Source organism: Leisingera sp. McT4-56 (assembly GCF_020514995.1).
GTDB classification, from domain to species: Bacteria; Pseudomonadota; Alphaproteobacteria; order Rhodobacterales; family Rhodobacteraceae; genus Leisingera; species Leisingera aquaemixtae_A.
In genome coordinates this window covers 219,125-234,515 of record NZ_JAJALF010000002.1, presented here as the reverse complement: position 1 = coordinate 234,515, position 15,391 = coordinate 219,125, and the positions used below count along the sequence as shown (strand labels likewise).

Here is a 15,391-nt window from a genome sequence, read left to right as displayed (position 1 = left end):
TACGAAGTGAGTTTTATGCCCAAAACATTCCCGACCCCGAAACTGGTGATATTTGACTGCGACGGCGTGCTGGTCGACAGCGAACCGGTCTCGAATCAGGCTATGGCGGACAATCTGACCCGCCACGGGCTGCCGCTGACAGCCGAGCAGTCGATGCAGCATTTCGTCGGCGGCACCATGGCCGGGGTGATGCAGAAGGCCCGCGGCCTGGGGGCAAATCTGCCGGATAATTGGATTGACGAAATCTACACCGAAACCTTTGCCCGGCTGAGGCAGGGCGTGCCGCTAACGCCCGGTGTTCCCGAGTTGCTGGCGCGGCTGGACGCGCAGGGCATTCCGGTGTGCGTTGCCTCCAACGGCAGCGAGGAGAAGATGCGCATCACCCTGGGCCAGAACGGGCTGTGGGAGCGCTTCCACCCCAACGCGATGTTTTCGGCCCATTCGCTGGGCGTTGCCAAGCCGGAACCGGGGCTGTTTCTGGCGGCGGCCAGCCATTTCGGGGTGCAGGCCCGCGATTGCCTGGTGATCGAGGACAGCGGCAGCGGGGTGACCGCAGCCGTGCGCGCGGGCATGCGCTGCCTTGCCTTCGCGCCGCAGGGCGGCGGCAGGAAGCTAGCGGCCTTGGGCGCAGAGCTGTTCAGCGACATGGCAGAGGTGCCCGCGCTTTTGTCGATCTGAGGCCCTTGTGGTACTGTTCCGGACATGGAACAGACATTGCACCCGCCGTTCCTGCCGCCCGTGAACAAGGCCGAAGCCCGGACGAAGCCCAAGCCGAATCCGGCGCGGGCGCCGCTGTTCATTCAGGATGCTGTGACGCCGTTTGGAGATGATACCCTGCTGCTGGCGCTGTGGCGTTTGCAGGAGGCAAAAGACGAGACCGGCTGAACGAAGGGCCGCCGCTGCATTTTCTCTTGCCGGAAATGGCCTGGGGGTGCGGGGGACGTCCCTCGATTCAGCCGCGTTGGCTTACCCGTAGGTCGGGTGGAATTTCCCGGCCGGCGACAGGGTGAAAATGTCGGCCCCGCCGGAAGTTACCCCGATCGAATGCTCGAACTGCGCCGACAGCGACTTGTCGCGGGTGACGGCGGTCCATTCGTCCGCCAGGATCTTGGTTTCCGGCCGGCCCAGGTTGATCATCGGCTCGATGGTGAAGAACATGCCTTCTTCCAGCACCGGGCCGGTGCCGGGGCGGCCGTAGTGCAGCACGTTCGGCGGCGCGTGGAACACCTGGCCCAGGCCGTGGCCGCAGAAGTCGCGGACCACGCTCATCCGCTGGCTTTCGGCATAGGTCTGGATCGCATGGCCGATATCGCCGAAGGTATTGCCGGGTTTCACCGCCTCGATGCCCATCATCAGCGAATCATGGGTGACCTGGATCAGCCGCTCCGCTTTGCGGCTGAGCTTGCCTGCGACGAACATGCGCGAAGTGTCGCCAAACCAGCCATCGACGATCACGGTCACGTCGATGTTCAGGATGTCGCCGTCCTTCAGCTTCTTGTCGCCGGGGATGCCGTGGCAAACCACGTGGTTCACCGAGATGCAGCTGGCGTGCTGATAGCCCTTGTAGCCGATGGTGGCGGACTTGGCGCCCGCGTCCTCGACCATTTGGGTGATGATGCGGTCGATTTCACCGGTGGTCTGGCCGGGGAACACATGGGCAGCGATATCATCCAGAATGCGCGCGGCAAGCGCCCCCGCCTTGTGCATGCCGGCATAGTCGCCGGCTTCATGAATGCGAATGCCGTCCTTTGTCGTGCGGCCGTCTTTCGATCTCATAAGGCGGTGCTCCATCGCGTATCTTTGCGTAGCTATGTAAGGGGTCCGGGCCAAAAGGGCCAGAGGCAGCTGGCGCCGCATCCGGGAACTTTTGCTGCCGTTCCGCGTTGGGCCGGGTGAAGGACTATTGCGGCAACACGGAGGGACACAGCGGCATGGACAGCGTTAGCGACCTGATGCGGACCGAAATCTACGATGGCAAATCCCTGGCGGATCTTGTCACGCTTGAGTTCCTGGCGCAGGCCCTGGGAAGCGTTGTTGCAGCCGTTGTCATCCTGCTGGCCGGATTCATCGTGGCAGGCTGGGCCAAGCGCCGCATCGTGCGCTTGGGTGATACGCATGCCAAGCTGGACGTCACGCTGTTCCACTTCCTCGGCAACCTGGCGCGTTATGTCATTCTGGCCTTTGCGGCGCTGTTTGTGCTGAACACCTTCGGCGTGAAGACCACGTCTATCGTGGCGGCCATCGGTGCGGCGGGCCTGGCCATCGGCCTTGCCATGCAGGGGGCGCTGTCCAATGTTGCGGCAGGTGTGATGATCATCCTGTTCCGCCCGTTCAAGCTGGGTGATTTCATCGAAGTGAACGATGAGATGGGCACGGTGCATGAAATCACCTTGAACAACACGGTGATTGCCGGCCTGTCGAATCTCAAGGTGATCATTCCCAACTCCGAGGTCTGGGGCAACACGATCACCAATTACTCGTCCTTCGACACACGCCGGGCCGAGTGGACATTCGGCGTCGGCTACGGCGCCAACCTTGCCACTGCCGAAAAGGTGATCCGTGACACGATCATGGGCGACAGCCGGTCGCACAGCGATCCGGAGCCGTTCATTCAGGTGAATGAGCTGAACAGCAGTTCGGTCGATTTCCTGGTGCGTGTCTGGGTCGATGCCGCGGAATACTTCCAGTACCAGGCCGACATGAAGCGCAAGGTGAAGGAAGCGCTGGATGCCGCCGGGGTCGATATTCCGTTCCCGACCCGCACGCTGATCCGGGCCGAGCCCGAGCGCGAGGAGGGGGACGCTAAGGGTCAGGTGGATCAGGCGGCCTGATCCGCTGCGTGGCCGGGTTGGTTAGCCTGCCGCGAGCGGCCCGGCAACCTCGACACTTTGCGGTGTTATCCGCGTTCCGAGCACCAGCCGCTCCACCCCGGCTGCCTGCGCGCTGGCAAAGGCATCGGCATAGGCCGGGTCTATATCCGCGGCCAGCTGGAAGCGGTGGGAGTCGGTGCGCTGGACAAGGTAGAGCATGACTGCGCGGTGGCCCTGCGCCACCATGTTTGCCAGCTCCCCTAAATGCTTGGTGCCCCGGGCGGTAACGCTGTCGGGAAACTCGGCCAGGCCGGGCTGGCGCGACAGGGTCACGCTTTTCACCTCGACATAGCAGTCCGGCAGGCCGTCCTGCTGCAGCAGGAAATCGATGCGGCTGTTTGCGCCGTATTTCACCTCGGCCCGCACAGTCTTGTAGGTGGCGAGCTCCGCAATTTCGCCAGTTTCCAGCGCGGCCCGCAGGGCGCGGTTCGGGACCGAGGTGTCGACGCCGGTGAAGTGGCCATCCGCATGTTCCACCAGCCGCCAGCCGTATTTCAGCTTCTTCTTCGGATCGTCGTTGGGCTCCAGCCAGACCGTCATGCCCGGTTCTGCCAGCCCCATCATGCTGCCGGGGTTGGCGCAATGGGCGGTGATCTCTTGACCGTCTTGCAGCCGGCAATCGGCGAGAAAACGTTTGTAGCGGCGGATTAGCACGGCGGGGATCAGAGGGGTTTCAAAGCGCATGGCAACGGGCCTATACCTGCGGAGACGAGGTATCAAGGGAGGAAGATCATGGCCAATCCGACGGCTGCCATGCTTGTGATCGGAGACGAGATCCTGTCGGGCCGCACCCGGGATGCCAATATGCACTATCTGGCGGGGGAGCTGACCAAACACGGCATCGACCTGAAGGAACTGCGGGTGGTGAGCGACGACGAGGCGGCGATCATTGCCGCGGTGCAGGCGCTGTCAGGCGCTTATGACCATGTGTTCACCAGCGGCGGCATCGGGCCGACTCATGACGATATCACCGCTGATTGCATCGCCAAGGCGTTTGAGGCGCATCTGGACGTGCGCGACGATGCCCGGGCCATCCTGCAGGCGCACTATGACACCCAAGGTCTGGAAATGAACGAGGCGCGGCTGCGGATGGCGCGCATTCCGGATGGGGCCGCGCTGATCGACAATCCGGTCTCGGCGGCGCCCGGGTTTACCATCGGCAATGTGCATGTGATGGCTGGGGTGCCGATGATCTTTCAAGCCATGGTGGCGAGCGTGATGCCGACCCTGACCGGCGGCCGCCCGATGCTGTCGCAGACCCTGCGGGTCCAACGCGGAGAGGGTGAAATCGCGGCCCCGTTGCGCGCTCTGGCAGAGGCTTATGCCGATCTGTCGGTGGGCTGCTACCCGTTTCAGAAAGACGGCGCGTTCGGCGCCAATATCGTGATCCGCGGCACCGATGGCGCGCGCATCGATGCGGCGATGACCGAACTGGCAAAGGAGCTGGAGCAGTGACCACCGACCCCCGTTACTATGCCGTGACCGAGGCGACCTGGCCGCCGGCTTCGCTGCGCGAACTTGGGCCTGTCACCCTGCGCGAAGGGCAGGGCGGCGGCAGCCGGGTGTCGGCGGCGACAGTGAGTGGCGCCGTCACGGAGGCGGAGATTGCAGCGGCTGAGGACGCGATGCGCACCATGGGCCAGGACTGCCTGTTCATGATCCGCGACGGCGAGGCAGAGCTGGACGCGCAGCTGGAGGCGCGCGGTTATGCCTTGAAAGACCCGGTCAATCTCTGGACCTGCCCGGCGCAGCGGCTGACGGATTTTCCCGTGCCGCGTGTCACCGCCTTTTGCGTCTGGGAGCCGCTGGCGATTCAGCGCGAGATCTGGGAACAGGGCGGCATCGGGCCGGAGCGGCTGGCGGTGATGAGCCGGGTGCAGGGGCCCAAGACGGGGCTGCTGGCCCGCCACAGGGACAAACCGGCTGGTGCTGGTTTCGTGGCGGTGCATGACGGAGTGGCGATGGTACATGCGCTAGAGATCCTGCCGCATCAGCGCCGGGCCGGCATGGGCGCCTGGATGATGCGCCAGGCGGCATTCTGGGCGCTGGAGAACGGCGCCAGTGAATTGGCAGTACTTTGCACGAAACGTAACGAGGGCGCCAACGGGCTTTATGCTTCCCTCGGCATGGACTGTGTCGGACAGTACCACTACCGGATTTTACAACAAGGCGATTGAACGCGATGAGTGACCAGACCCAGCCCACAGCCCTCGACCTGCCGATGGTGGACCCGCTGCCGCCGGAGACGCAGAAATATTTCGATATCTGCGTCGAGAAACTGGGCTTTGTGCCGAATGTGCTGAAGGCCAATGCATTTGACATCGCCAAGCTCAACGCATTCACCGCCATGTACAACGATCTGATGCTGGCGGACAGCGGCCTGAGCAAGCTGGAGCGGGAGATGATTGCGGTGGTGGTCTCTGCGATCAACCGCTGCTTCTATTGCCTGGTGGCGCATGGCGCGGCCGTGCGGCAACTGTCGGGCGACCCGCAGCTGGGCGAGATGCTGGTGATGAACTACCGGGTGGCGCCGCTGGACGCGCGTCAGCGGGCGATGCTGGACTTCGCCGCCAAGATGACCACCGCCAGCGCGGAGATCGAGGAGGCGGACCGCCAGATCCTGCGGGATACGGGCTTTAGCGACCGGGACATCTGGGACATCGCCAATGTCGCGGGCTTCTTCAACATGTCGAACCGGGTGGCCAGCGCAACCGCGATGGTGCCCAATCCGGAATATCACAGCCAGTGCCGCTAAGACGCTTCATTGCATGTGCAGCCGCTGCCCTGCTGCCGGGGGTGGCGGCCGCGGCAGAGCTCACTCTTCCGCCAGCTGCGGCAGCGGTTTCCGAACGGGCAATGGCGCTGGGCGTCTACCAATTGCCTGTTGGCCCGGAAACGGCCGACAAGGTGCCCTCGCAGCGGTTCGAAGGGCAGATCTCGCGCCGCACTTGGCGGGTCGAAAAGGCCGGCACCGTGCTGCAGATCCTGGCGCCCTTGCGGGAGCAGCTGACAGGCCAGGGCTATGAGGTGCTGCTGGACTGCGCGGCGCGGGATTGCGGCGGCTTCGGCTTTCGCTTCGGGATCGAAGTGGTGCCGGCGCCTGACATGATGGTGGATATCTCCCGCTATCACTTCCTGTCGGCTGCCAAGGGCGAGGCGGCGGTCTCTGTGCTGGTGTCGCGGGCGGGCGGCGCGGCCTATGTGCAGGTGATCAGCGTGCAGCCGCCGGAGGCCGCGCCGGCGGTAGTGAAACCTGCAGTGCAGCAGCCAACAGACCCGGAGCGGCCGGTGGAACTGGCCAAGGTGCTGGAGGTGCGCGGCCATGCGGTGCTGACTGATCTGGTGTTTGACAGCGGCTCCACGCGGCTTCAGGACGGCAGCTACGCCAGCCTGCGCGCGCTGGCCGCATTCCTGGCGGCAAACCCGCAATACAGGCTGCTGCTGGTCGGCCACACCGACACAGTTGGTTCCCAGGAGCAGAATGTCGCGATCTCTGAACGCCGGGCGCAATCGGTGAAGGAGCGGCTGGCCGGGGCCTATGGTGCCGAGGAGGCCCGTATCGACGTGGCCGGGGCCGGCTATCTGGCGCCGATTGCCAGCAACCAGATCCCCGAGGGCCGCGAGGCCAACCGGCGGGTGGAGGCTGTGCTGCTCGGAAACTGACGCCAGGCAAAACTTGGCCCGGTGGGCCGTCAGCGGCGGCGCATGTCGCGCGGGCTGCGCTGGTACATGGCCTTGAACTGGCGGGAAAACCCCGGCAGCGAGGCAAATCCCGTTGCCAGGGCCACCTCGGTGACCGGCATGGCAGTGCTTTGAAGCAGCTCGCGCGCCCGCTGCAGGCGCATCTGAAGATAGGCCGCCTGCGGTGTCATGCCCAATCCGCGTTTACAGCGCAGGCGCAGCGCTCTGAGGCTGAGGCCGAGCCGCCCGGCAAGGTCTGTGAGCGCCAGGGGCTCCGGCAGGTTGTCCAGCATCAGCTGCTGCATCCGGCCCAGCACCGGATCAGCTGATGGCTGCAGCCGCTGGCGCACTTCCGGAGGCCGGATCGAGCCATGCGCCATGTCTTCGGAGGTGGCCGCCGCCAGCCCGTCCGGGCCGGTGGCCGCGACCCAGGCGAGCATAGCGTCGCCGGTGGCGGTGCCGCCCACGGCGGTCAGCCGGCGGCGGCCAAAACAATAGATCCGGTCGCTGACCGCGATGCCGGGCCATCGTTCGCGGAACCCTGCCTCGGCTTCGTGGTGCAGCACTGCCTCATGCCCGTCCAGGTAACCCAGCTGGGCCAGCACCACAGTGCCGGTGTCGATGCCGCCCAGCGTCGCGCCTGCGCGCGCAGCCCGTGCCAGGTAGGCGCGCAGCCCCTGCGGCAGGTGACGCAAGGGATCGTAGCCGGCGCAAAGCAGCACCAGGCCGGGCGGTTCGCCGAGCTCCCAGCCGCTGCGGTCCGGCGCGGCTAGCCGTCCGCTGGAGGCAGGCACCGGCGCCTGGGTGACGCTGAGCGTCTCCCATGTGTACAGCGGACGGCCGGTATTCTTGTTGGCGATGCGCAGGGTTTCGGAGGCCAGCACATAGGCCAGCATCTGGAACTCAGGAAACAGGATGAAGCTCACCTTCGGCATGACAGGACGTTACGTGCAAGTTACGGGCGTTTCCATGCAAATAATGCGGCCACACGGCAGCTAGGGTTCCTCCAGTCACAGGAAAGGAAACGCCAATGACCGTCATGACCCCGACCCCGCTGCAGGGCCGCCCGGCCAATTGTTCGGACGCCGAATGGGAGGCCCGCTGCGAGCTGGCTGCGATTTACAATGCGCTGGTGAAATACCGGCTGACCGATCAGACCAACCAGTGGCACGCGATCCGGGTGCCGGGCGAGGACGCGCTGATCACCCATCACTATGGCTGGATGCATGAGGAGGTGACCGCCTCCAACCTGATCAAGGTCGGTTTCAACCGGGTGAACCACAATCCGGAAAACGGCGAGCCGAACCCCTCGGCCACCGAAATCGGCAAGCTGTTTTTCGAGGCGGAGCCGGAGAAGAACTGCATCATGCATATCCACACCAAGGCAATCATGGGGGTGTCGGCCCAGACCGGCGGGGTGGGCCCCTACAGCCAGGCCTATCTGATGATCGGCGGCGGCGATGTGCTGGGGTATACGGATTACGAGTTCGAATGCACCGAAGATTTTCTGAACGGATTGCTGGACGCCGGCCGCGGCAGGAAGGCGGTGGTGGAAGCCTGGCACGGTGCCTTTGTGTTCGGGGCGACCGCGGGCGAGGCGTTCTTCCGCTCCTTCTACCTGGATCAGGCCTGTGCGGTGCAGCTGGAGGTGCAGAAGGCCGCGGCCTGCCCGGGGGTGGAGATCCGCACCATTCCCGAGGCGGAGCAGAAGCGCCATCTGCGCGACATGGCCGTCAGCGACTGGTACGGCTACGAGGGCGAGCTGGAGTGGCATGCCATCCGCCGCCGCCTGGATGCAGAGGCGCCGCACTACAAAAGCTGACCAAGCCGCCATTTCACTGGCAGGGTGCCCCCGCGCCTTGGCCGCAGCATCGCAGATGCCGCAGCAAGCCTTGGGCCCGGCGCCGGCGCACGGCGCGTGCCGCGAAGCGGCGCCTGGCCCAACGGAAGCGGGTCAATCTGCGATTGGCCCGGGATGGGCGGGAGCCTTGCGGTCCGCCAGCGCGTTTCGCTGCTGCAGCCTCCGTAAAAAAGCCCCCGCGAGTGGCACGGGGGCAGGTCTTCGAGGGAAGTCTTGTTCCGGTTTTCCGTTGAGCCGGTTCAGGTTTTCCATTCGGACGGGTCGCGGTCGGCAAAGGCCGCAACCAGGAAGTCGATAAAGGCCCGCACCTTGGGCTGGGTGAACTTGCCGGGCGGATAGACGGCATAAATGCCTTGGGTTTCCACCGGCAGGCTGGGCATCACGTCCTCGACCAGCCCCTCCTCCATCGCTGCGGAGTAGAGGTAGCTGGGCAGATAGGCGATGCCGAGGCCGGAAATCGCGGCGTTCAGCAGCGATTGCCCGTCATTGACGGACAGCCAGCCGGAGGTGCGCACCTGGCGCTTTTCGCCCGAGGGCGCGGTGATCTTCCAGACGTTGCCGCTGGACTGGCTGGAGTAGTGCAGCAGCTTGTGGGTGTTCAGCTCGTCGATTTTCTGCGGGCGGCCGAATTTCTCCAGATATTCCGGAGAGGCGATCATGCGCTTGGTGGTCTCGGTCAGCTTGCGGGCGCGCAAGCTGCTGTCCTCCAGCTCGCCGATGCGGACCGCCATGTCGAAGCCTTCGGAAATCAGCTCCACATAGCGGTTGTTCAGCACCATGTTGACGGTGATGTCCGGGAAGTCGCGCAGGAAGTCCGACAGCACCGGCGACAGATGGTTGACGCCGAAGTCGGTGGCAACCGAAATCCGCAACAGACCCGAAGGCGCCGATTGCATCGAGGTGACCAGCGCATCCGCTTCGCCGGCGTCATTCAGCACCCGGCGGGCGCGGTCGTAATAGGCCAGGCCGATCTCGGTCGGGGACACCCGGCGGGTGGTGCGGTTCAGCAGCCGTGCGCCGAGGCGGGCCTCAAGGCTGGAGACATGTTTGGAGACGGCCGACTTCGATATTCCCATCTTCCGTGCCGCGTCGGTGAAACCACCCTGGTCCACCACATTGGCAAAGGCCTCCATTTCCATCAGTCGGTCCATGTGCACCCGTCCTCGCATATCCTGTTGCCCTGAAGCTGACGGGCAAATCGGGCAAGATCGGGGCGGAGGTGGGATAATTGCGAGGTTTCGCCGGGATCGTTTGCGCTGTGGAAACGGCGGCGCTTGGAAGGGGGGGCGGGTCCCGGAAGTCCTAACGAAACCTTAAAGTGCAAGCTTGATCGTCAGGATCCACAGGGGCAGTGTTACCGCGCTGAGCAGGGTGGATTGCGCAATAAGTGTGGCAGCCAGCGCCCGGTCCGCGCCAAAGGCCGAGGCCAGCACATGCGCCGCGGATGCGGTGGGCAGTGCGGCGAACAGAACCAGCACCGCGGCAAAGCCGGTCTCGGTACCCAGCAGCAGGCAGGCCGCCAGCACGATGGCCGGCACCAGCACCAGCCGGACCAGGCAGAGATAACCGTTGAACAGGTCGAGCCGGGCCAGCGCCCGCCAGTTCATGGTTGCGCCGATCGACAGCAGCGCAATGGGGATCGCCGCATGGGCCAGCATTTCGGCCGGGGCCAGAACCGGGGCGGGGATCCTGTAGCCCGAAAGCCCCACCGCGACGCCGGCGATGGAGGCCAGCAGGAATGGATTGAGCGCGATTTTGATGGCCGTTTCGCGCAGCGAGAGGCTGCCGCCGCGTGACAGTGCCGTGACCGCCATCACATTGGCCACCGGCACCGCCATGCCGATTGCAACTGCCATCTGACCGGTCAGTTCTGCACCGACCGAAGGCAGCGCAACAAAGGCAATTGCGGTATTGAAGCGCCAGGCGGTCTGCCAGGCGCCGGCGAAGTCGAGAAACTTCTTGGGCCCGAACCGGCGCGCCAGCCAGCCGAGGCCAAACGCCAGGGCCAGAATGCTCCAGACCGCGGGGCCGATACGGCCTAGATCGGAGACGGCAATCGGGCGGCCGCTGGCGGCAAAGAACAGCAGCGCGGGAAACAGCACTTCGAAATTCAGCTTGTCGAGGCCTTGCCAGGCTTGCGGAGCCAGACGCTTGCGTACCATGCCGCCGAGCCCGACCATCAGGAAGCTGGGGGTCAGCCCCATCAGAATGACTGCAAATACCATGGCTGGCTCCTGCCTGTATATCGCTGGAGACACTGCCTCCGCCGGGCGGGCCAGGCAAGCGGGACGGACAAGGTATTGCCGCGGTCGGCTGCTGGTGCTGCCTTTTTGTGCAACTGGTCACTGTGCCGGATTTGCCGTTGCCAGGCCCGCTGCTAGATCTAACCTGTTGGTTGAGAGAATTGCCGGAGGACTGGACATGAAATTTCTGCTGGCTGCTGCCGCGGTATTGAGCTTTGCCGCGCCGCTTGGAGCGCAAGAGCGCACGCCGTCGCATCCGGATGCGAAGGTGTTTTTCGTCAACCTCAAGGACGGAGACACGGTTTCCTCGCCGGTGACGGTGGTGTTTGGTCTTTCCGGCATGGAGGTTGCGCCTGCCGGGACGGAAAAAGAGCACTCGGGCCATCATCATCTTCTGATTGACCGCCCGGCGATCGGGGAAGGCGAAGACGGCGCGGATGAACTGCTGAACGGGCTGCCTGCGGATGAGCATCATGTGCATTTCGGCGGCGGGCAGACGGAGACCACACTGGAGCTGTCGCCAGGCCGCCACACCTTGCAGCTGGTGCTTGGCGATGCCAGCCACGTGCCGCATGACTCGCCCGTGGTGTCCGAGGTCATTACCATCAACGTGGAGTGACGCTTCGGTGTGCAGCGAAGCATCCGGCAGCTGAGGCGGGTTAGGCAGAACGTCCTGAACAGACAAAGGACCTGCCATGCTGACCTGCATCATCCGCTATCACATAGATCCCGCCAAGAAGGCGCAGTTCGAACAATACGCCCGCAACTGGGGCCAGGCGATTCCGCGCTGCGGAGCGGATCTGGTAGGTTATTTCGCACCGCATGAAGGATCTTCGACCTTGGCCTATGGTATTTATAACGTGGGAAGCCTGGCAGAGTATGAGGCCTACCGGGCGCGGCTGGCGGCAGACTCGCTGGGGCGCGAGAACTATGAATTTGCCCAGAAGGAACGGTTTTTGCTGCGTGAAGACCGGACCTGGCTGAAACTGGCCTCAGCCCCGCATGGCGACGGATAGGAGTAGACCTGGATGATTGCCGTTATTTTCGAAGTGGAACCGGCCGAGGGCATGAAGGACACTTACCTTGAGCATGCCGCCGGGCTGCGGCCGCTGTTTGAGGGGATTGAGGGGTTCATTTCGGTCGAGCGCTTCCAGAGCCTGACAACGCCGGGCAAGCTGCTGTCGCTGTCGTTCTGGGAGAGCGAGGAGGCCTTGGCCGCCTGGCGCCAGGTCCCGGCGCACCGGGCAGCACAGGCCAAGGGCCGCAGCGGCTATTTCGCGGACTACCGGCTGCGTGTTGCGGGGGTGATCCGCGATTACGGGATGGAGGCGCGGGAGGAGGCCCCGGCGGACAGCATCGCGGCACACGGCTGAGCGCCGCGCAGGCCACGCCGCTGCAGGGCTGCTGCGGGCGGCTCCCGTCCGGCTTGGGCGCATTGAAAATGCGCTGCGCCCGTTCGGCGCAACACCGCGCGGAGCTCGGTGCCATCCGGCGCGGCGCCGGCCCAACTGCGGGCCGGGCCTGAAAGGGTCTGCTGCCGCAAGCGGGAGGACGTCTGCTGCCTTACAGGCTGGCGGCCAGGCGGGTGCCCTGGTTGATCGCGCGCTTGGCGTCCAGTTCCGCGGCCACATCAGCGCCGCCGATCACATGGGCAGATATCCCGCGCTCTGCCAGTTCATCAGCCAGTGACCGTTCGGAAACCTGGCCCGCGCAGAGCACAATGGTGTCCGCCGGGATCACCCGCGGGTTTTCGCGGGCTTCGCCAAAGCTCACATGCAGGCCCTCAGCGTCGATCCGCTCGTAGTTGACTCCGCCGACGAATTCCACCTCCTTCATCTTGAGGGTTGCCCGGTGGATCCAGCCGGTGGTCTTGCCCAGCCGCTTGCCGTGGCGTTCGGCCTTGCGCTGCAGCAGTGTCACCTGGCGGGCAGGGGCCGCGGGCTGAGGGCCCTCGGGCGCCAGGCCCGCGCGGTGCTCTGCCGGGTCGGCCACGCCCCATTCCTTCATCCAGGCGGGCAGGTCGGTGGTGGGGCTGTGGCCTTCTTCCAGCAGGAATTCGGAGACGTCAAAGCCGATGCCGCCGGCGCCGACCACGGCGACCCGCTGTCCCACCGGTTTCTTGTGGCGCAGAACGTCAATGTAGCTGAGCACATTGTCCTGGTCCTGGCCGGGAATGGCGGGGTCGCGCGGGGTGACGCCGGTGGCGATCACCACTTCGTCGAAGCCGGTCAGATCCTCTGCCGCAACCTCGCGGCCCAGCCCCAGAGTGATGCCGGCGTCTGCCACCATGACCCGGTACCAGTCGACCAGCCCCCAGAATTCCTCCTTGCCCGGCACCTGCTTGGCCATGTTGAGCTGGCCGCCGATTTCATCGGCGCGGTCGAACAGCGTCACCTGATGGCCGCGCTGGGCGGCGGTGAGCGCGGTGGCGAGGCCCGCGGGCCCGGCGCCGACGATGGCAACGGTCTTGGAGGTCTCAGCAGGCTCAATCACCAGTTCGGTCTCGTGGCAGGCGCGCGGGTTTACTAGGCAAGACGTCAGCTTGCCGCTGAAGGTATGGTCGAGACAGGCCTGGTTGCAGGCGATGCAGGGGGCGATCTGGTCTGCCTGTCCGGCCTCCGCCTTGGCCACGAAATCCGCATCCGCCAGCATCGGCCGGGCCATCGACACCATGTCGGCGCAGCCCTCGGAGAGCACCTGCTCGGCCACTTCGGGCGTGTTGATGCGGTTGGAGGTGATCACCGGGATGCCGACCTTGCCCATCAGCTTCTTGGTGACCCAGGCAAACGCCGCGCGGGGAACCGAGGTGGCGATGGTGGGAATGCGTGCCTCGTGCCAGCCGATGCCGGTGTTGAGGATGGTGGCGCCGGCCTTCTCGATTTCCTGCGCCAGTTGCACCACCTCCTCGTGGGTGGAGCCATTGGGCACCAAGTCGATCATCGACAGGCGGTAGATGATGATGAAATCGCGGCCCACGGCCTCGCGGGTGCGGCGCACGACCTCGATCGGCAGCCGCATACGGTTTTCGTAGGAGCCGCCCCAGCGGTCGGTGCGCTTGTTGGTGTGGGTGACCAGGAACTGGTTGAGGAAGTAGCCCTCGCTCCCCATGATCTCGACGCCGTCATAGCCTGCCTCCTGTGCCAGCCGGGCGGCGTTCACGATGTCGGCAATCTGCTTTTCGATGCCATCCTCGTCCAGCTCATGCGGCGGGAAGGGCGAAATCGGCGATTTCACCGGGCTGGGGGCGACACATTTCGGGCCGTAGGCATACCGGCCCGCGTGCAGGATCTGCATGGCGATCTTGCCGCCCGCTTCATGCACGCGGCTGGTGATCACGCGGTGGTTCTCTACGTCCTTGGGCGAGGTCATCATCGAGGCGCCCGGCAGCACCGAGCCCTCCAGGTTCGGGCCGATCCCTCCGGTCACCATCAACGCCACCCCGCCGCGGGCGCGGGCGGCATAGAATTCGGCAACGCGGTTCCAGTCGCCGGTTTCCTCCAGCCCCGTGTGCATCGAGCCCATCAGCACCCGGTTCTTCAGCGTGGTAAAGCCCAGATCCAGCGGGGCAAGCAGATTGGGGTACGCAGTCATCTTGAAACTCTCCCTGGCAGTTGCCCCTAGGATCAAGGGCGCGGGCCGCCTTGTCACGGGCAAACGCCGCGTCACCCCCTTGCGTGCCCCGGCGGCAAGCGGTCTAAGGTTGTGAAAACCCATGTTGAGGAGAGCCTGATGACGCCGGAAGAGATTGCCAAGCTGCCCTACCGCCCCAACGTCGGAGTGATGCTGATCAATGCCGAGGGCGCGGTGTTCGTCGGCCAGCGCAAGGACCGCTACAAAGATGCCTGGCAGATGCCGCAGGGCGGGATCGACGCGGGCGAGGATCCGCGGATTGCGGCGCTGCGCGAGCTGGAGGAAGAAACCGGTGTGGCGCCGGAGCTGGTCGAGATCATCGCCGAAAGCAACGGCTGGCTGCCCTATGACCTGCCGCATGACGTGGTGCCCAGCTTCTGGGGCGGTAAATACCGCGGGCAGGAGCAGAAATGGTATCTGATGCGGTTCCTCGGGACGGATGATCAGGTCAATATCGAGACGGATGATCCGGAGTTCTCGGCCTGGTGCTGGCAGCCGGTGGAGAGCCTTGTGGAGAAAATCGTGCCGTTCAAGCGCGAGGTCTATGCGCGGGTGGTGGCAGAGTTCCGGGAGTATCTGTGAGATGAATTTGCGAGCCTGTTTTCGACCTGCCGGAGCCGGTGCTGCCCTGACCGCGTGTATTCTGGCTGTTGCCGCCGGTCCCGCTGCTGCCCTCAGCTGCCTTCCCTGGGGCCCTGCGGACGCCTATTTGCATGCCGCGAATTCGGACAGCGTCTTCAATGTTATTGCGGGTGAACTGCGGTTTGACGAAAGCCAGCTGCCTAAGTCCCATTCCGGCAATTCCAATGACACCCCGCCGCTGACCCGCATTCCGGCACAGCTCTCAGGCAAGCTGCTGGACGGAAAGTATTTCTCAACCCGGGTTAGTGTGCCTGCGGTTATTGAGGTGGAGTGCCTCGGACCCTGGTGCGGCGGCATGAAGCCCGGTGCGGGCTATGTGGTCTTTGCTGAACAGCGCGGGCAGGAGCTGGTGGTCCGGGCCAACGCCTGCGGCGGGTTTGCGTTTGACGACACCTCCAACGTGCGGCGGCAGGTGCTGGATTGCCACCGCGGCAAGGCCTGTGAACCGGCCGTGCCGCGGTGAT

19 protein-coding genes are annotated in these 15,391 nt (G+C 64.8%); 13 read left to right on the top strand and 6 right to left on the bottom strand.

Translation table 11 applies throughout. The features are described 5' to 3' along the window. Positions 1–15 precede the first annotated feature (15 nt). Positions 16–678: an HAD family hydrolase gene (locus LHL23_RS04600; protein WP_226428973.1), complete on the top strand. Its 663-nt coding sequence runs from the start codon at positions 16–18 to the stop codon at positions 676–678. A gap of 24 nt (positions 679–702) precedes the next feature. Further along, complete coding sequence (locus LHL23_RS04595) at positions 703–885, top strand: hypothetical protein (RefSeq protein WP_226428972.1); 183 nt, start codon at positions 703–705, stop codon at positions 883–885. An 81-nt stretch (positions 886–966) separates the two neighbouring features. Here the strand turns inward: LHL23_RS04595 and map are convergent, their stop codons facing one another. Beyond that, the gene (map, locus tag LHL23_RS04590) at positions 967–1,776 is read right to left on the bottom strand and encodes a type I methionyl aminopeptidase (protein ID WP_222479085.1); all 810 of its coding nucleotides are present in this window, start codon (positions 1,774–1,776) and stop codon (positions 967–969) included. Between the two features lie 155 nt (positions 1,777–1,931). Between map and LHL23_RS04585 the strand changes: the two genes are divergently transcribed. Next, entirely contained in the window at positions 1,932–2,831 is a 900-nt protein-coding gene (locus tag LHL23_RS04585) for a mechanosensitive ion channel family protein (protein ID WP_226428971.1), read from the top strand. 21 nt (positions 2,832–2,852) lie between these two features. Here LHL23_RS04585 and sfsA read toward each other — a convergent pair whose 3' ends face one another. Then, on the bottom strand, positions 2,853–3,554 hold the full coding sequence (gene sfsA, locus LHL23_RS04580) for a DNA/RNA nuclease SfsA (RefSeq protein WP_226428970.1): 702 nt from the start codon (positions 3,552–3,554) through the stop codon (positions 2,853–2,855). Between the two features lie 48 nt (positions 3,555–3,602). Between sfsA and LHL23_RS04575 the strand changes: the two genes are divergently transcribed. The 4 genes from LHL23_RS04575 (at position 3,603) to LHL23_RS04560 (ending at position 6,533) form a co-directional block, all read left to right on the top strand. Further along, a complete protein-coding gene (locus LHL23_RS04575) occupies positions 3,603–4,325 on the top strand; it encodes a competence/damage-inducible protein A (protein WP_226428969.1) in 723 nt (240 codons plus the stop codon). After that, on the top strand, positions 4,322–5,047 hold the full coding sequence (locus LHL23_RS04570; protein WP_226428968.1) for a GNAT family N-acetyltransferase: 726 nt from the start codon (positions 4,322–4,324) through the stop codon (positions 5,045–5,047). The genes LHL23_RS04575 and LHL23_RS04570 overlap by 4 nt, the downstream gene beginning before the upstream one ends. 5 nt (positions 5,048–5,052) lie before the next feature. Next, positions 5,053–5,625 carry a peroxidase-related enzyme gene (locus LHL23_RS04565; protein WP_226428967.1) on the top strand — a complete coding sequence of 191 codons (573 nt, stop codon included), beginning with the start codon at positions 5,053–5,055 and terminating at the stop codon, positions 5,623–5,625. 101 nt (positions 5,626–5,726) lie between these two features. Then, complete coding sequence (locus LHL23_RS04560; RefSeq protein WP_226428966.1) at positions 5,727–6,533, top strand: OmpA family protein; 807 nt, start codon at positions 5,727–5,729, stop codon at positions 6,531–6,533. A 29-nt stretch (positions 6,534–6,562) separates the two neighbouring features. On the opposite strand, the gene LHL23_RS04555 is transcribed toward LHL23_RS04560, so the two are convergent. Then, positions 6,563–7,486 (bottom strand): GlxA family transcriptional regulator, encoded by a 924-nt coding sequence (locus LHL23_RS04555; protein ID WP_226428965.1) that lies wholly within the window; start codon positions 7,484–7,486, stop codon positions 6,563–6,565. A gap of 95 nt (positions 7,487–7,581) precedes the next feature. On the opposite strand from LHL23_RS04555, the gene LHL23_RS04550 reads away from it, so the two are divergent. Beyond that, a complete protein-coding gene (locus LHL23_RS04550; RefSeq protein ID WP_226428964.1) occupies positions 7,582–8,373 on the top strand; it encodes a class II aldolase/adducin family protein in 792 nt (263 codons plus the stop codon). Between the two features lie 278 nt (positions 8,374–8,651). Here LHL23_RS04550 and LHL23_RS04545 read toward each other — a convergent pair whose 3' ends face one another. Next, positions 8,652–9,563, bottom strand: coding sequence for a LysR family transcriptional regulator (locus tag LHL23_RS04545; protein ID WP_222479101.1), 912 nt, complete (start codon positions 9,561–9,563; stop codon positions 8,652–8,654). Positions 9,564–9,725: 162 nt separating this feature from the next. Then, the gene (locus tag LHL23_RS04540) at positions 9,726–10,637 is read right to left on the bottom strand and encodes an AEC family transporter (protein ID WP_226428963.1); all 912 of its coding nucleotides are present in this window, start codon (positions 10,635–10,637) and stop codon (positions 9,726–9,728) included. Positions 10,638–10,833: 196 nt separating this feature from the next. Between LHL23_RS04540 and LHL23_RS04535 the strand changes: the two genes are divergently transcribed. The 3 genes from LHL23_RS04535 (at position 10,834) to LHL23_RS04525 (ending at position 12,028) form a co-directional block, all read left to right on the top strand. Beyond that, positions 10,834–11,274 (top strand): DUF4399 domain-containing protein, encoded by a 441-nt coding sequence (locus tag LHL23_RS04535; RefSeq protein ID WP_222479104.1) that lies wholly within the window; start codon positions 10,834–10,836, stop codon positions 11,272–11,274. A 76-nt stretch (positions 11,275–11,350) separates the two neighbouring features. After that, the gene (locus LHL23_RS04530) at positions 11,351–11,671 is read left to right on the top strand and encodes an NIPSNAP family protein (RefSeq protein ID WP_226428962.1); all 321 of its coding nucleotides are present in this window, start codon (positions 11,351–11,353) and stop codon (positions 11,669–11,671) included. A gap of 12 nt (positions 11,672–11,683) precedes the next feature. Continuing rightward, entirely contained in the window at positions 11,684–12,028 is a 345-nt protein-coding gene (locus tag LHL23_RS04525; protein ID WP_226428961.1) for an antibiotic biosynthesis monooxygenase family protein, read from the top strand. Between the two features lie 190 nt (positions 12,029–12,218). Here LHL23_RS04525 and LHL23_RS04520 read toward each other — a convergent pair whose 3' ends face one another. After that, entirely contained in the window at positions 12,219–14,246 is a 2,028-nt protein-coding gene (locus LHL23_RS04520) for an NADPH-dependent 2,4-dienoyl-CoA reductase (protein WP_226428960.1), read from the bottom strand. Positions 14,247–14,384: 138 nt separating this feature from the next. On the opposite strand from LHL23_RS04520, the gene LHL23_RS04515 reads away from it, so the two are divergent. Together LHL23_RS04515 and LHL23_RS04510 are read left to right on the top strand one after the other, a co-directional pair. Next, positions 14,385–14,867, top strand: coding sequence for an RNA pyrophosphohydrolase (locus tag LHL23_RS04515; RefSeq protein WP_222479113.1), 483 nt, complete (start codon positions 14,385–14,387; stop codon positions 14,865–14,867). Between the two features lie 127 nt (positions 14,868–14,994). Continuing rightward, positions 14,995–15,390, top strand: coding sequence for a hypothetical protein (locus LHL23_RS04510; RefSeq protein ID WP_226428959.1), 396 nt, complete (start codon positions 14,995–14,997; stop codon positions 15,388–15,390). Position 15,391: the final 1 nt, after the last annotated feature.

What these genes read in the sequence shown, in the direction of transcription:
- map (WP_222479085.1), bottom strand. Translation starts at nt 1,776, where the DNA reads ATGAGATCGAAAGACGGCCGCACGACAAAGGACGGCATTCGCATTCAT.
- LHL23_RS04555 (WP_226428965.1), bottom strand. Translation starts at nt 7,486, where the DNA reads ATGCCGAAGGTGAGCTTCATCCTGTTTCCTGAGTTCCAGATGCTGGCC.
- LHL23_RS04575 (WP_226428969.1), top strand. Translation starts at nt 3,603, where the DNA reads ATGGCCAATCCGACGGCTGCCATGCTTGTGATCGGAGACGAGATCCTG.
- LHL23_RS04540 (WP_226428963.1), bottom strand. Translation starts at nt 10,637, where the DNA reads ATGGTATTTGCAGTCATTCTGATGGGGCTGACCCCCAGCTTCCTGATG.
- LHL23_RS04525 (WP_226428961.1), top strand. Translation starts at nt 11,684, where the DNA reads ATGATTGCCGTTATTTTCGAAGTGGAACCGGCCGAGGGCATGAAGGAC.
- LHL23_RS04535 (WP_222479104.1), top strand. Translation starts at nt 10,834, where the DNA reads ATGAAATTTCTGCTGGCTGCTGCCGCGGTATTGAGCTTTGCCGCGCCG.
- LHL23_RS04550 (WP_226428964.1), top strand. Translation starts at nt 7,582, where the DNA reads ATGACCGTCATGACCCCGACCCCGCTGCAGGGCCGCCCGGCCAATTGT.
- LHL23_RS04520 (WP_226428960.1), bottom strand. Translation starts at nt 14,246, where the DNA reads ATGACTGCGTACCCCAATCTGCTTGCCCCGCTGGATCTGGGCTTTACC.
- LHL23_RS04545 (WP_222479101.1), bottom strand. Translation starts at nt 9,563, where the DNA reads ATGGACCGACTGATGGAAATGGAGGCCTTTGCCAATGTGGTGGACCAG.
- LHL23_RS04595 (WP_226428972.1), top strand. Translation starts at nt 703, where the DNA reads ATGGAACAGACATTGCACCCGCCGTTCCTGCCGCCCGTGAACAAGGCC.
- LHL23_RS04515 (WP_222479113.1), top strand. Translation starts at nt 14,385, where the DNA reads ATGACGCCGGAAGAGATTGCCAAGCTGCCCTACCGCCCCAACGTCGGA.
- sfsA (WP_226428970.1), bottom strand. Translation starts at nt 3,554, where the DNA reads ATGCGCTTTGAAACCCCTCTGATCCCCGCCGTGCTAATCCGCCGCTAC.
- LHL23_RS04585 (WP_226428971.1), top strand. Translation starts at nt 1,932, where the DNA reads ATGGACAGCGTTAGCGACCTGATGCGGACCGAAATCTACGATGGCAAA.
- LHL23_RS04530 (WP_226428962.1), top strand. Translation starts at nt 11,351, where the DNA reads ATGCTGACCTGCATCATCCGCTATCACATAGATCCCGCCAAGAAGGCG.
- LHL23_RS04560 (WP_226428966.1), top strand. Translation starts at nt 5,727, where the DNA reads ATGGCGCTGGGCGTCTACCAATTGCCTGTTGGCCCGGAAACGGCCGAC.
- LHL23_RS04600 (WP_226428973.1), top strand. Translation starts at nt 16, where the DNA reads ATGCCCAAAACATTCCCGACCCCGAAACTGGTGATATTTGACTGCGAC.
- LHL23_RS04565 (WP_226428967.1), top strand. Translation starts at nt 5,053, where the DNA reads ATGAGTGACCAGACCCAGCCCACAGCCCTCGACCTGCCGATGGTGGAC.